This is a genomic window from Allobosea sp. NPDC055332, assembly GCF_053645455.1.
This window is the reverse complement of sequence record NZ_JBSHMO010000001.1, coordinates 521,418-534,734: the sequence shown is the minus strand read 5'-3', so window position 1 is coordinate 534,734 and position 13,317 is coordinate 521,418. Positions and strand designations below refer to the sequence as shown.

At 67.5% G+C, this 13,317-nt stretch carries 13 protein-coding genes; 8 read left to right on the top strand and 5 right to left on the bottom strand.

Annotation, left to right across the window (positions count from 1 at the left end):
- Window positions 1–16 precede the first annotated feature (16 nt).
- Window positions 17–1,114 carry a DUF917 domain-containing protein gene (locus ACWIGM_RS02730; RefSeq protein WP_454024388.1) on the bottom strand — a complete coding sequence of 366 codons (1,098 nt, stop codon included), beginning with the start codon at window positions 1,112–1,114 and terminating at the stop codon, window positions 17–19.
- A 121-nt stretch (window positions 1,115–1,235) separates the two neighbouring features.
- On the opposite strand from ACWIGM_RS02730, the gene ACWIGM_RS02725 reads away from it, so the two are divergent.
- From ACWIGM_RS02725 to hydA, 6 genes are all read left to right on the top strand, one after another.
- Window positions 1,236–2,162, top strand: a complete 927-nt coding sequence (locus tag ACWIGM_RS02725) for a LysR family transcriptional regulator (protein WP_454024387.1) — start codon at window positions 1,236–1,238, stop codon at window positions 2,160–2,162.
- 145 nt (window positions 2,163–2,307) lie between these two features.
- Window positions 2,308–3,183: a substrate-binding periplasmic protein gene (locus tag ACWIGM_RS02720; protein ID WP_454024386.1), complete on the top strand. Its 876-nt coding sequence runs from the start codon at window positions 2,308–2,310 to the stop codon at window positions 3,181–3,183.
- Window positions 3,184–3,197: 14 nt separating this feature from the next.
- Window positions 3,198–3,947: an amino acid ABC transporter ATP-binding protein gene (locus ACWIGM_RS02715; RefSeq protein WP_454025432.1), complete on the top strand. Its 750-nt coding sequence runs from the start codon at window positions 3,198–3,200 to the stop codon at window positions 3,945–3,947.
- A gap of 9 nt (window positions 3,948–3,956) precedes the next feature.
- Window positions 3,957–4,631, top strand: a complete 675-nt coding sequence (locus ACWIGM_RS02710; protein WP_454024385.1) for an amino acid ABC transporter permease — start codon at window positions 3,957–3,959, stop codon at window positions 4,629–4,631.
- Window positions 4,631–5,305: an amino acid ABC transporter permease gene (locus ACWIGM_RS02705; protein WP_454024384.1), complete on the top strand. Its 675-nt coding sequence runs from the start codon at window positions 4,631–4,633 to the stop codon at window positions 5,303–5,305. Before ACWIGM_RS02710 ends, ACWIGM_RS02705 begins: the two co-directional genes overlap by 1 nt.
- Before the next feature lie 37 nt (window positions 5,306–5,342).
- Window positions 5,343–6,785, top strand: coding sequence for a dihydropyrimidinase (gene hydA, locus ACWIGM_RS02700; protein WP_454024383.1), 1,443 nt, complete (start codon window positions 5,343–5,345; stop codon window positions 6,783–6,785).
- A gap of 16 nt (window positions 6,786–6,801) precedes the next feature.
- Here the strand turns inward: hydA and ACWIGM_RS02695 are convergent, their stop codons facing one another.
- From ACWIGM_RS02695 to ACWIGM_RS02685, 3 genes are all read right to left on the bottom strand, one after another.
- Window positions 6,802–7,764 carry an N-carbamoyl-D-amino-acid hydrolase gene (locus tag ACWIGM_RS02695; RefSeq protein WP_454024382.1) on the bottom strand — a complete coding sequence of 321 codons (963 nt, stop codon included), beginning with the start codon at window positions 7,762–7,764 and terminating at the stop codon, window positions 6,802–6,804.
- A gap of 290 nt (window positions 7,765–8,054) precedes the next feature.
- Window positions 8,055–9,212, bottom strand: coding sequence for a GGDEF domain-containing protein (locus ACWIGM_RS02690; protein ID WP_454024381.1), 1,158 nt, complete (start codon window positions 9,210–9,212; stop codon window positions 8,055–8,057).
- 198 nt (window positions 9,213–9,410) lie between these two features.
- Window positions 9,411–11,081 (bottom strand): MFS transporter, encoded by a 1,671-nt coding sequence (locus ACWIGM_RS02685; RefSeq protein ID WP_454024380.1) that lies wholly within the window; start codon window positions 11,079–11,081, stop codon window positions 9,411–9,413.
- Window positions 11,082–11,417: 336 nt separating this feature from the next.
- Between ACWIGM_RS02685 and ACWIGM_RS02680 the strand changes: the two genes are divergently transcribed.
- Window positions 11,418–11,840: a hypothetical protein gene (locus tag ACWIGM_RS02680; RefSeq protein ID WP_454024379.1), complete on the top strand. Its 423-nt coding sequence runs from the start codon at window positions 11,418–11,420 to the stop codon at window positions 11,838–11,840.
- 9 nt (window positions 11,841–11,849) lie between these two features.
- On the opposite strand, the gene rlmB is transcribed toward ACWIGM_RS02680, so the two are convergent.
- Window positions 11,850–12,641, bottom strand: coding sequence for a 23S rRNA (guanosine(2251)-2'-O)-methyltransferase RlmB (gene rlmB, locus ACWIGM_RS02675; RefSeq protein ID WP_454024378.1), 792 nt, complete (start codon window positions 12,639–12,641; stop codon window positions 11,850–11,852).
- Window positions 12,642–12,746: 105 nt separating this feature from the next.
- On the opposite strand from rlmB, the gene ACWIGM_RS02670 reads away from it, so the two are divergent.
- On the top strand, window positions 12,747–13,310 hold the full coding sequence (locus ACWIGM_RS02670) for an AAA family ATPase (RefSeq protein WP_454024377.1): 564 nt from the start codon (window positions 12,747–12,749) through the stop codon (window positions 13,308–13,310).
- Window positions 13,311–13,317: the final 7 nt, after the last annotated feature.

Here is a 13,317-nt window from a genome sequence, read left to right as displayed (position 1 = left end):
AAAGCGTCTGCGCTGCTCAGCCTTCGCGGCGGAGCGCGTAGTCGGTGAAGTTCATGCCGAGCGCCTTCTCGACGATCGGATAGACGCTGGGATCGGTCACGCTGGAGCTCAGCGGGATCTTGTCCTTGGGCACGCGCAGCACCGAAAGCTCCATGCCCTCGCGGACATGGCCGGCGCTGACCGGCTGGCCGTCACCGTCCAGCGTGGTGATGACGTCCGGGAAGCAGGCATGGCGCGCGCCGTCGCGATCGGTGACCGCCATGTACTCGTTCATCACGTGGATGATGCGCGCGGCCTCGCCGGTTCCGACCTCGATCGTGCCGATGTCGAAGGCTTCGCTGGTGTAGTGGACATCCTTCCTGGCCACCTGTCCGCGCGCGATGATCGTGCCGCCGGTCTGGTCGCAGATCGCATCGATCACGGCCGCGCCGCCCTTCGGCTTCGCCGCGAGGATGCGCTCGCCCAGGGCCAGCGCCATCGAGATGCCGCCGAGCGCGGCGTTCTTGCGGACATAGGCTGCCGGGACCGGGTTGCGGCAGGAGGCGATGAAGCCGCCCGACATGTCCGAGGCGGTGCGCAGGATCGGCGAGATCCTGGCGGTGGCGCCGCGCGTCACCAGCTCGATGTACTGGTTCCTGGCGCGGTTGCCGCCGACCGCGACCTGGATCGTCGCCTCCGGGCTGTTGGCGAGGCCGATCGAGCCCATGTCGCCGGTGGGATGGGCGCGGATGTCGCCGACTGCATCGACGACTTTCACGCCGAGGATGGCGCTGGGCAGCCAGGCGTTCAACGTGCTCGACATGCCGTTCTGGCCGATGATCAGGCCATAGACCGGCTTGCCGAGCGCCTCCTGCAGCAGCTGCACGGCCTTGACGTAGTCGATGCCCCACATCTCCCATTCGGTCGTGCCGGCGGGTGCGCCGATGGCGGCGGCAGTTGCGATGATGGCGTCGTCGGGGATCTCGTCCATGGTGACGAGCTCGGGCCTGCCGGTGTTGACGGCGGCGGTGCCGAGCATGCGGCCATGGTCCGCCCAGCCGCCTCCGCCTGCTGCGAAGACCGAACCGCCGGCCACGGCTGCCTCGACATCCCTCATCGTCAGAAAGCGTCTCATCGGCCGGCCTCGTCCCGTGGTCGCGGCGCCGGTCATTGCCGACGCAAGGCCGAGCTTAGAATGCTATCCGCCAAATGAATCATGCTTATTATGCGTCCGCCCATAATCGGATGTTATTGTCATGCGCCTCAATCTCCGCCAGATCGAAGTCTTCCGGGCGATCATGATCACCGGCTCGATCAGCGGCGCGGCCCGGCTGCTCGCCGTCTCGCAGCCCGCGATCAGCCGCCTGCTGGCCTATACCGAGGACAGGCTGGCGCTGCGCCTGTTCGAGCGCGTGCGCGGCCGCGTGCAGCCGACGCCCGAAGCGCGCCGGCTGTTCCAGGAGGTCGACCAGGTCCATCAGGGCGTGGTCCGGGTCAACGAGCTCGCCGACGAACTGCGCGAGCGCGGCACCGGCTCCGTGCGGATCGTCGCGAGCCCGAGCGTCGGCCAGGCGCTCGTGCCCGATGCGATCGCCCGGCTGCGCGAGCGCTTCCCCGACCTGCGCGTCGAATTCGAGGTGCTGACACTGCTCGAGATCATCGCCAAGATCGTCAGCGGGCGGGCCGATCTCGGCGTCTCGATCCTGCCGATCGACGAGCCGACGCTCGACATGGAGGTGCTGACCGAGGGGCGCCTCATGGTGATCATGCCGCGCGATCACGTGCTGGCGCGGCTGCGCGTGATCCGTCCGGCCGATCTCGTGCCTTATCCGCTGATCGGCTTCGGACCGCAGACGCCTTATGGCGACGTCGTCGGACGGGCGCTCACCCTGAAGTCCGCGCCGCTGCGGATCAGCACCGTCGTCCGCTTCACGCCCGTCGCCTGCGCCATGGTACGGGCGGGCGCCGGCATCGCTGTCGTCGACGAGTTCGTCTTGCGCGGGCGGACCTGGCCGGAGCTGGTCTCGCGCCCGCTCGCGCCCAAGACGCGGGTGCGCGCCCATCTGCTGACGCCGCGCTTCGAGCCGCTCTCGCGGACGGCGAACGCCTTCGTCGACATTCTGCGCGGATTGGTGCCGCCCATGCCGACGAGCAAGGAGGCCGAGGCGCCGGAAAGCGCTTAACATCAGGTTATGGGAGCCCGACAACAAATGATTGGCAGGGCATGATTTTGCCCTGTTAGGCTTCGCTCTCAGACGTGGCCGGATCGTCGCGAAAACAGGGGCGCGACAATCGCGGCGAGGCCGTCGCATAACGGGAGCGGGAAGCATGACACTGAATTCGACGGGGATGGTGCGCGCCGCCATCAGGGGCGTGGCATTGGCTGCCCTCATCGCGATGCCGGCCATGGCCCAGGATGCGGACCATCCGCAGAACGAAAAGCTCAAGGTGGCCTGCGATCTCGGCTTCGCGCCGTTCTGCTTCAAGACCCCGGCCGGCGAGACCACCGGCTTCACCTATGACATGTCCGCTGCGCTCGCCCAGAAGCTCGGCCGCCCCGGCGTCGAGGTGACGGATTCGAACTTCTCGGCGATCTTCGCCGGCCTGTTCTCCAAACGCTACGAGATGATCCCGGCGCCGACCAACATCACGCCCGAGCGCGCGGCCCAGATGCTGTTCAGCGAGCCCTATATGCCGACCGGCCTCGGCTTCCTGGTCAAGAAGGGCGGCAAGATCGCCAGCCTCGAAGAGCTGAAGGGCAAGGCGCTGACCGTCAACAACGGCTCGATCTCGGACAAGTGGCTGACCGACAACGAGGCGAAATACGGCTTCACCATCCAGCGCTACAACAAGAACGCCGATGCGGTGCAGGCGGTCATGATCGGCCGCGCCTTCGCCAATGTCGCCGACGCGCCGGTCTCGCGCTACGTCTCCACCCAGACACCGACCGCGGAGGTCGCCTTCGTGCTCGATAGCGGCCGCAATTTCGGCATCGCCTTCCGCAAGGAGGACGCTGCCTTCCGGGCGCAGGTCGAGGCTGCGCTGGAGTGCATCAAGACCGACGGCACGCTCGCGAAGATCCATGAGAAATGGTTCGGCGTGAAGCCGGATGCCGCCTCGTCGACGGCGAAGATCTATCCGGGCACCGGCGCGCCCGATTTCGAAGGCTACGACGCGGCCCCGCGCAAGACGGAGTGCAAGTGAGCGCGCAGCCCGCGATGCCGGCCGCGCCTGCCGAGACGATCGTGTCGATCGACGGGCTGCGCAAGAGCTTCGGCGAGGTCGAGGTGCTGCGCGGGGTCGATCTCGCGGTCGGCAAGGGCGAGGCCGTCGTGATCGTCGGCTCGTCCGGCTCGGGCAAGAGCACCTGCCTGCGCTGCATCAACCGGCTCGAGGAGCCGACGGCTGGCACGATCCGCGTCGGCGGGCAGGAGGTCACCGGTCCCAAGGTCGATCTCAACCTGCTGCGCCGCCGGATCGGCATGGTCTTCCAGGGCATTCACCTCTACCCGCACAAGACGGCGCTGGGGAACGTCACCCTGGCGCTGCGCAAGGTCGTCGGCCTCGGCAAGGACGAGGCTGAGCGCAAGGCCCGGCATCATCTCGAAGTGGTCGGCCTGGCGCACAAGGCCGATGCCTATCCGGCCCAGCTCTCCGGCGGCCAGCAGCAGCGCGTCGGCATCGCCCGGGCGATGGCGCTCGAGCCGCAGGTCATGCTCTTCGACGAGCCGACCTCGGCGCTCGATCCCGAGCTCGTCGGCGAAGTGCTCAACGTCATGGTCCGCACCAAGGAGATGGGCATGACCATGATCGTGGTGACGCATGAGATGAAGTTCGCGCGCGATGTCGCCGACCGCGTCGTCTTCATGGACCATGGCGCGATCCTGGCCGAGGGCACGCCGCAGGAGATCCTGGTCAACCCGCAGCACCAGCGCATCCGCGACTTCGTGATGCGCTCGCACGGCTGACCGGCGCCCATGGACCAGATCGTCCGCTACTTCTTCGACTTCCAGCTGATGTCGGCCTATTGGCCCGACATCCTGCGCGGCTTCCTGATCACCGTTCAGATGTCGATCCTGACGGTGGTGATCGGCATCCCGCTCGGCCTCGGGCTCGCGATCCTCAGGCTCTACGGCATCCGGCCGCTGAACTGGCTGATCATCTTCTACATCGATTTCTTCCGCTCGATCCCGCAGCTCGTGCTGATCGTGCTGGCCTATTTCGCGCTGCCCTATTTCGGGCTGGTGCTGGAGCCCTTCACCGCGACGGTGCTGGCGCTGGCGATCGTGCTCTCGGCGTTCGCCGAAGAGATCTTCTGGGCCGGCATCAACGCCGTGTCGAAGGGGCAGTGGGAAGCCGGGCGCTCGACCGGCCTGAGCTTCACCCAGACGCTGGCCTACATCATCCTGCCGCAGGTGGTGCGCATCTCGATCCCGCCGCTGACCAACCGGGCCATCGGCATCAGCAAGGGCACGACGCTGGGCTCGGTCGTGGCCGTGCCCGAACTGCTCAACGTGACCTCCAGCATCCAGTCCAACGTGGCCAATCCGACGGCGCTGACCGTCGGCGCGCTGCTCTTCCTCCTGCTGTTCCTGCCCTTCGTGCGCTTCACGCGCTGGCTGGAACAGGCCTATGCCCATCCGAGGTCATGATGGACGAGCTCGTCACGACCTTCTTCAACCTCGACGTGCTCAGGCAGGTCTGGCCGCTGCTGCTGCAGGGCTTCTGGATGACGCTGGCGCTGGCGGCCGTCGCCGTGCCGCTCTCGGTGCTTGCCGGCATCGCCATCGCCATGGCCCAGGATGCGCCGAGCCGGCTGCTGCGCTTCCTGCTCATCGCCTATGTCGACGTGCTGCGGGCGATCCCGCCGCTGGTGCTGCTGATCTTCATCTTCTTCGGCCTGCCTTTCCTGGGCCTGAAGCTCAACGAGTTCACCGCGGCGGTGCTGGCGCTGACGCTGAACGGCTCGAGCTATTTCGCCGAGATCTTCCGGGCCGGCATCGAATCCGTGGCGAAGGGCCAGCGCGAGGCTGCCCGCTCGACCGGCCTGAGCTGGTACCAGAGCATGGCCTATGTCGTGGTGCCGCAGGGCACGCGCAACGTGCTGCCCGACCTGATCAGCAACACGGTCGAGCTGGTGAAGCAGACCTCGATCGCCTCGGCCGTCGCCCTGCAGGAATTGCTGCGCTCGGCCCAGCTCGCCCAGGGGCTGCTCTACAACCCGACACCGCTGATCGCGGCGGCGATCGTCTACTTCCTGATGTTCTGGCCGTTCGTGCGGCTGGTCTCGCGGCTGCAGAACCGCACCGCGATGTCGGCAGCCTAGAACCATCCGGCGCCGCGACCGCCGCGGGAGAAAGCCCATGAGCGATTTCGATCTCGTCATCCGCGGTGGAACGGCCGTGACCGCCAGCGATATCGGAGTCTTCGACATCGGCATCGCCGACGGCGTGATCGCCGCGATCGGCGAGAGGCTGCCGCGCGGCCGGCAGGAGGTGGGCGCGCAGGGCCTTCTCGTCCTGCCCGGCGGCGTCGACAGCCATGTCCATCTCGACCAGCCGTTTTCCTCGGGCGCGGAGATCGCCGACGGCTTCGCCAGCGGCACGGCCTCGGCCGCGGCGGGCGGGACGACCACGGTCGTCTGCCATGCGCCGCAGGTCCGGGGCGGGTCGCTGGCCGGCGCGGTCGCCGCCTATGCCGAAAAGGCCAAGCTGGCGCGGATCGATCACGCCTTCCATCTCCTGGTCAACGACCCGACACCGGAGGTGCTCGAACGTGAGCTGCCGGCGCTGGTCGAGGCCGGGCACCGCTCGGTCAAGATCTTCATGACCTATGACAGCAACCGGCTGGGCGACGCGCAGATCCTGCAGACGCTCGCTGCGGCACGCCGAGCCGGCGCGCTGGTCTGCGTCCATGCCGAGCATCACGAGTTGATCGGCTGGCTGATGCAGGCGCTGCTGGGCGCCGGGCTGACGGCGCCGCGCCATCTCGCCTGGGCCAAGCCGATGGTGGTCGAGCGCGAAGCGACGCACCGCATCCTGGCGCTGGCCGAGGCGCTGGATACGCCGATCCAGATCTTCCACGTCTCGGGCGCGCAGTCGGGCGAGGAGGTGGCGCGGGCGCAGACGCGGGGCCAGAAGGCCTGGGCCGAAACCTGCACGCAATATCTCGTGCTCGACGCCGCCGATATGGACAGGCCGGGCTTCGAGGGCGCCAAGTTCATGATCTCGCCGGCGCTGCGGTCCGCCGCCGATCGCGAGGCGCTCTGGCAGTTCCTGCGGGACGGCGTCATCGACATCGTCTCGTCCGACCATTCGCCGCTGCGCTATGACGATCCGCGCGGCAAGAAGCAGCACGGCGAGACCGCGCCGTTCAACAAGATCCCGAACGGCGTGCCCGGCCTCGCGGCGCGGCTGCCGATCCTCTACTCGGAAGGCGTCGCGAAAGGGCGCATCGACCTGCGCCGCTTCGTCGATCTCGTCGCGACCAATCCGGCCCGGCGCTTCGGGCTGGCGCCGCGCAAGGGGTCCATCGCCGTCGGGGCGGATGCGGATATCGTGCTGTTCGACCCGACGCGGCAGGTGACCCTGACCAACGCCCTGCAGCACCATGGCAGCGACTACACGCCCTATGAGGGCATGACGGTCCGGGGTTATCCGACCGCCACCTATCAGCGTGGCCGCCTGGTCTTCGACGGCGAGCGCGTGCTGGCCCAACCGGGGCAGGGGCAGTTGCTGGCGCGCGGCCCCTATGCCGAGATCGCGCCGACGGGGCGCTTCCCGACGCCGTTCGATCCGTTCCGGTGAAGCAGCCGCGGAGGGCTCAGGCGCCCTTCGTCTTTCCGGGGGAGGCCTTGCCGAGCGGCGCGCCGACACCCGTGCGCTCTGTGAGCAGGCCGTAGTGCTCGACGCGGCGATGCCTGGCGAAATCGAAGATCGTCGCCTTGCCGAAGCGGGTCTCGTCGAGGTCGCAGGGATGGACGAGCACGCCGTCGTCCTCGTGGTCCAGCTCGCCGACGATCTTGCCGTCCGGCGCAGCGATCAACGTGCCGCCGATCAGGTCATGCCCGTCCTCGCTGCCGGCCTTGGCGACGGCCACGACCCAGGTCGAATTCTGGTAGGCGCCGGCCTGCACCGACAGGCGATGGTGGAACAGGCGGTCCGCGGACGTCTCGTTCGCGGATTGCGAGTTCGCGGCCGGGGTGTTGTAGCCGAGCGCGACCATCTCCACGCCCTGCAGCCCCATGACGCGATAGGTCTCGGGCCAGCGCCTGTCGTTACAGATCGCCATTCCGAACAGGCCGCCTTCGAAATCCCAGACCGGGAAGCCGAGATCGCCCGGCTCGAAATAGCGCTTCTCGAGATGCTGATGGGTCCGCTCGGGGTCGAATTCGACATGGCCGGGCAAGTGGATCTTCCGGTATTTGCCGATGATGCAGCCAGCGCGATCGACGAGAATCGAGGTGTTGAAATGACGCCCCTCAGGCGTGAGTTCGGCATAACCGAAGCTCATGCCGAGGCCCAGTTCTCGCGCCTTGTCGAAGAGCGGCTGGGTGTCCGGGCCGGGCATGGCAGGCTCGAACCAAGGGTCGGCCTCGGCGCGATCCGCGCAATACCAGCGCGGGAAGAAGGTCGTCAGTGCCAGTTCCGGATAGACGATGAAGGTCGCGCCCTGCGCCTTGGCCGCCTCCATCAGCGCGATCATGCGGTCGACGACCTGCTTGCGGCTATCAGCCCGTTGGATCGGGCCCAACTGGGCGGCAGCGACAGTGACGATACGTGGCACGAGCAGTCCTGGTCTGTGTAAGGTTGAGGGGCCCCTGCTCGGGCGCATGCCGGCCTGTGGGCGGCCGACACCGTCTTCGAGCGTGGCTTTCGCCAAGGCCGACCCGCTGGAGTGGCGGGTCGTGCCAGAGCCTTAGATCGTCCCTCCTCAAGCTTCATATGCTTTGTTTGCGACCAGCTATAATGCCGCGTTATGCCTCCGGCCGCGTCGTGACAGGCTACGGGGCCATCTTTTGCCGGCCCTGGTCGTCGCGCGAGCGGGCGGAGCGTCGCGACCATGAGCCGGCGCGCTCAGGCTGCCTCGGCGATCGCGCTCTCGATGCGATTGCGGCCCAGCATCTTGGCCCGGTAGAGGGCACGGTCGGCCGCGGCCAGGAGCTCGGTCAGGTCGACCTTGCCGGCTTTCGCCTCTGCCAGGCCAATGCTGACGGTCGCCGCGATCGCCAGGCCGTCACGTCGCGCTGCTGCTTCGGCAAAGCGCCGGGCTATGGTCAGGCCGATCTCGCGTGCGTCCCCTGCGCCCGTCTCCGGCAGCAGGACCGCAAACTCCTCGCCCCCGAGACGGGCCGTGATGGCACCGGACCCTGCGGCTTCGCTGGCGACGCCGGCGAAGAGTTTCAGCACGCGATCTCCAGCTTCGTGTCCATGCGTGTCGTTGATGGCCTTGAAGTGATCGAGGTCGAAGGCGAGCAGCGAATGTGAAACGTCATCCTCCGGCTCGCGCAGGCATTCGGAGCCGAGCTCGAAGAAGCCCTGGCGATTGAGAACGCCGGTCAGGAAGTCGGTTCGCGTGCGCGCCTGGAGCTGTGCCTGATCCTCCTCGCGTACCAGGGCGATCAGGGACATCGGCATGGCGACGGTGAACAGCACGGCCTCGTACATCGTCACCTTGGCGACGATGGCCAATGCGCCCTCGCCATAGACCGCAACCGCCACCGGCACGACGAAGGCGCGGATGGCATAGGTGAGGCTGTGGCAGGCGAAGACGACGATCGCGACCGGGCGGGAGCGCAGGCCGCTGGCGGTGCGGCTGCGATAAAGGGCGAGGGCAGTCAGGGCGCAAATGACTGTAATCGGCAGCGCGGCGATATGGTTCCAGAAGATGTTGCCCATCTCGGCGCCGCCGATGAACCAGGCCGCTCCGAGAAGGATGAGGAAGCCCATCAGCAGCGTGGTGCGCAAGCCCTTGCCATCAAGGGCGAGGACGCCCTGCAAGACCATCGCATAGCCTAGCACCATGACGAGATTGGTGAGGGCGGGGCCGGCGACCCCGGGGAGCAGGCTGCGGTTCATGGCGAGGATGCAGCCCAGTGCGAACACGCCATAGGCCGCTGCCCAGAGGCCGAGCTCCCGCGACCGCTGGGCGTGCGCCTGCCGCTCCCAGAGGGTCATCGCCGTCGCCACGACCAGCGTTCCGAGCGTCAGATACCAGAGGGTTGCAAGGTCCATCGCGACGTCGTCAGCGATGCCTGCGTCTGGTGTCCGGCATGATCAGGCCTCCCAGCTCATCCGACATGTCAGCATGTTTGCCCAATCGGGTTAATGTCAGCTTGTGCGGATGCGTTGCACCGTCGACTGCACAACGCAAAAGCCCCGCCCTTTCGGGCGGGGCTCGCGGGTCGGCCAAGCCGATCCGGCCTGAGAGGATCAGGGGTTGTCGTGGGTCAGGATGTCGCGATCCTTGGTCTCGGGCACGAAGAGCATGCCGATGACGAAGGTCATCATCGCGATCACGATCGGGTACCAGAGGCCGTAGTAGATGTCGCCGGTACCGGCCACCATGGCGAAGGAGGTCGCCGGCAGCAGGCCGCCGAACCAGCCGTTGCCGATATGGTAGGGCAGCGACATGCCGGTGTAGCGGATACGGGTCGGGAAGAGCTCGACCAGCGCCGCCGCGATCGGGCCGTAGACCATGGTCACATAGATGACGAGCACGGTCAGGATCGCGATGATCGTCAGCGACTGCGCGTTGAACAGCGCGCCGAGGAAACCGGTCTTGACGATGCGGGCATCACCCGCCGCCGGGTAGCCGGCCGCGACTGCTTCCTTGGCGATGTTCGCGGCGAAGGTGCCGTCGATCGCGACGTCCTTGCCGTTGACGGTGACCTTGGCCGGCGTGCCGGCCGGGGCCGGGGCCTGCGTGTAGACGATCGCCTGCGTGGCCAGCGTGCGGCGAGCGACGTCGCAAGGCTGGGTGAAGGTACGCACGCCGACCGGATCGAAGACCGAGCCGCAAGTGGCGGGATCGGCGACGACCTGGACCTTGACGTTGGCATGCGCCGCGGCGAGGCCGGGGTTGGCAGCCTTGGTGAGCGCGCCGAACAGCGGGAAGTAGGTCAGCGCCGCGATCAGGCAGCCGGCCAGGATGATCGGCTTGCGGCCGATCTTGTCCGACAGCGCGCCGAAGACGATGAAGCCGCCGGTGCCGAGGATGAGCGACCAGGCGATCAGCACGTTCGCCGAGTAGAGGTCGACCTTGAGGATGCTCTGGATGAAGAACAGCGCGTAGAACTGACCGGTGTACCAGACGACGGCCTGGCCGGCGGTGAGGCCGAACAGCGCGAGCAGCGCGATCTTGGCGTTCTTCCACTGGCCGAACGCCTCAGACAGCGGCGCCTTCGAGCCGGTGCCTTCCGCCTTCATCTTCTGGAAGGCAGGCGATTCCTGCATCTGGAGGCGAATCCAGACCGAGATCGCGAGCAGGAAGATCGAGGCGAGGAAGGGAATGCGCCAGCCCCAGGCGGCGAAGTCGGCCTCGCCCATGGTGGTGCGGATGCCGAGAATGACGATCAGCGACAGCAGCAGGCCGAGCGTCGCCGTGGTCTGGATCCAGGAGGTGTAGAAGCCGCGGCGCCCGACAGGGGCGTGCTCGGCGACATAGACCGCGGCGCCGCCATATTCGCCGCCGAGCGCCAGGCCCTGCAGCATGCGCAGCGCGATCAGGACGACGGGCGCGATCCAGCCGATCGTGGCGTAGCTGGGCAAGAGGCCGACCAGGAAGGTCGAGGCGCCCATGATCACGATGGTGACGAGGAAGGTGTATTTGCGGCCGATCAGGTCACCAAGCCGGCCGAAGAACAGCGCGCCGAACGGGCGCACGAGGAAGCCCGCGGCGAAGGCGAGCAGGGCGAAGATGGCGCGCGTGTTCGGATCGAAGGCCGAGAAGAAGTGCGCGCCGATCATCGTGGCGAGCGAGCCGTAGAGGTAGAAATCGTACCATTCGAAGACCGTACCCAGGGAGGAGGCCAGGATGACCTTCCTTTCCTCCCTGGTCATCGGGCGCGGCTGAGCCGCCCCGGATGCTTGTGCCATGCTCATGAAGCGCTCCCGTCTTATCGTTCCCCCGGATGCGACGGACCACCCGCTGCACCCTCACGCCGCCTTCATGGCGGTTCTTCGCTTGGAGCCGGCGAAAGACCGACTCAGGGCAAAGGCCTTTGAAAAGCCAAGTTTGATGGGTTACGAATGCGTCCAGCCCCGACAATCTTCAACCGAGCACTTGGTCTTGCACCGAAAGGCGTAAGACGAAGTATTGAGCATGCGGCGGGCTGATCCGACCGCGTGACTCGCCTTGCAGCGGTCGAGCCGCTAACCTTTCGCTAACCATGTCGGCCGGGCGCCCGCCTGGCTGCTGAGGGGCGCGAGGAGTTGGTCATGAAGCTCGGTGCGCGGTTTCCTTTGCTCGCAACATTCGCCGGACTGTGCGCGGCGAGTTCTCCCGCCGAGGCTGCGCCGGGCTTCGTGTCGGCGCCTGGCGGCGGAGTATCCGCTCCCGCGCCACGGCTCGCGCCAATGCGGCCGGCGGCTCGGCCCGGCCACATCCATCCTGGCCGCTCCGGCTTCTACGGCGGTGGTTATCCCGGCAATTTTGGCTGGCCGGGCGAGCAGCGGGTCATCATCGTGCAGCCGGAGGTGAGCGAGCCGCCGCAGGCGAGGGACGCCTCCGTACCCGTCGCGATCGGCATTCGGCGGCCGCCGGAGGCCGATCCGGTGCTGTACCGGATCGAAACGCGCAATGGCCGCCCGGTGGTGCGGGTCATGCGCTTCAGCAGCGACGGCCAGGTGGCGCGGCGCTGAAACCTCGTCCTAGCCGCGCCGGGTCGCGGCATAGAGCGCGATCGCGGTCGCGTTCGAGACGTTGAGGCTCTTGATCGCGCCGGGCATGTCGAGCCGGGCGAGATGGTCGCAGAGCTCGCGCGAGCGCTGGCGCAGGCCCTTGCCTTCGGCGCCCATCACCAGTACGAGCGGGCGGCGCAGCGGGACCTCGTCGAGCGAGACGTCCCCCTCCGAATCGAAGCCGAGCCGCAGGAAGCCGCGCTCGCCGAGCTTGTCGAGCGCATCCCCCAGATTCTTCACCGCGACCAGCGGCACGTGCTCGAGCGCGCCGGAGGCCGATTTTGCCAGCACGCCCGTCGCGGCCGGCGAATGGCGGATGGTGACGATCACCGCGGCAACGGCGAAGGCCGCGGCCGAGCGCAGGATCGCCCCGACATTGTGCGGATCGGTGATCTGGTCGAGCGCCAGCACGATCGCATCGTCCGGCAGGCTGTCGAGATCGGGCGAGGGCAGGGGATCGCAGACGAGATAGAGCCCCTGATGCACGGCGTCCGGCGTCAGCAGCCGGTCGATCTGCGAGGGTCGCACCATTTCCGGCACGAGCGGCAGTTCGCCGACCTCCTCGGTCAGGCGCTTCAGTGCGTTCTCGGTGGCGAGCAGCTTGCGGAAGCGCCGGCGCGGATTGCGCAGCGCCTCGATTACCGGGTGGGCGCCATAGAGGATCGCCTCGTCGATCTCGCCGGGCCGGTGCGGCGGCGGGCCGTCCCGATGCGGGTGACCATGGCGGCTCTGGGGGCGGGGACGGGACGGGGCGGACATCATGGCTCCGGAAAGATGACGCCATGCCCTGCCACGACGCGGCCGGCTTGGCCAGCCCGAAGGCCGGGAAGCGGGATTTTCATCGCTTATCGCAAGGAGACACTGCAGATGACGAAGACTGATGAGCGGCTGTTCGTGCTGACCGGCGGACCCGGCGCCGGCAAGACGACGCTGCTGGCCGCGCTGGCGGCTGCTGGCCATACCATCGCACCGGAGGCGGGGCGGGCAATCATCCGCGACCAGCTCGCGATAGATGGTCCGGCCTTGCCCTGGCGCGATCGTGCGCTCTTCGCCGAGCTGATGCTCGGCTTCGATCTGCGCTCCCATGGCGAAGCGCAGACGAGCGCGGGGCCGGTCTTCTTCGATCGCGGCGTCCCCGACAGCATCGGCTATCTGCGGCTGTGCGGGCTGCCGGTGCCGGAGCATTTTTGCCGGGCGGCCGATGCCTTCCGCTATGCTCGCATCGTGTTCGCGGCGCCCCCCTGGCGCGAGATCTATGCGCAGGATGCCGAGCGCAAGCAGGATTTCGCCGAGGCCGAGCGCACCTATGAGGCGGTGACAGCGGCCTATCACGAGCATGGCTATGAGCTGATCGAGTTGCCGCGCGCGGATGTCGAGACGCGCGTTGCCTTCGTGCTGGACCGCGTCCGCGGCCTCGCTTCCGGTGGGTAAGGATCCG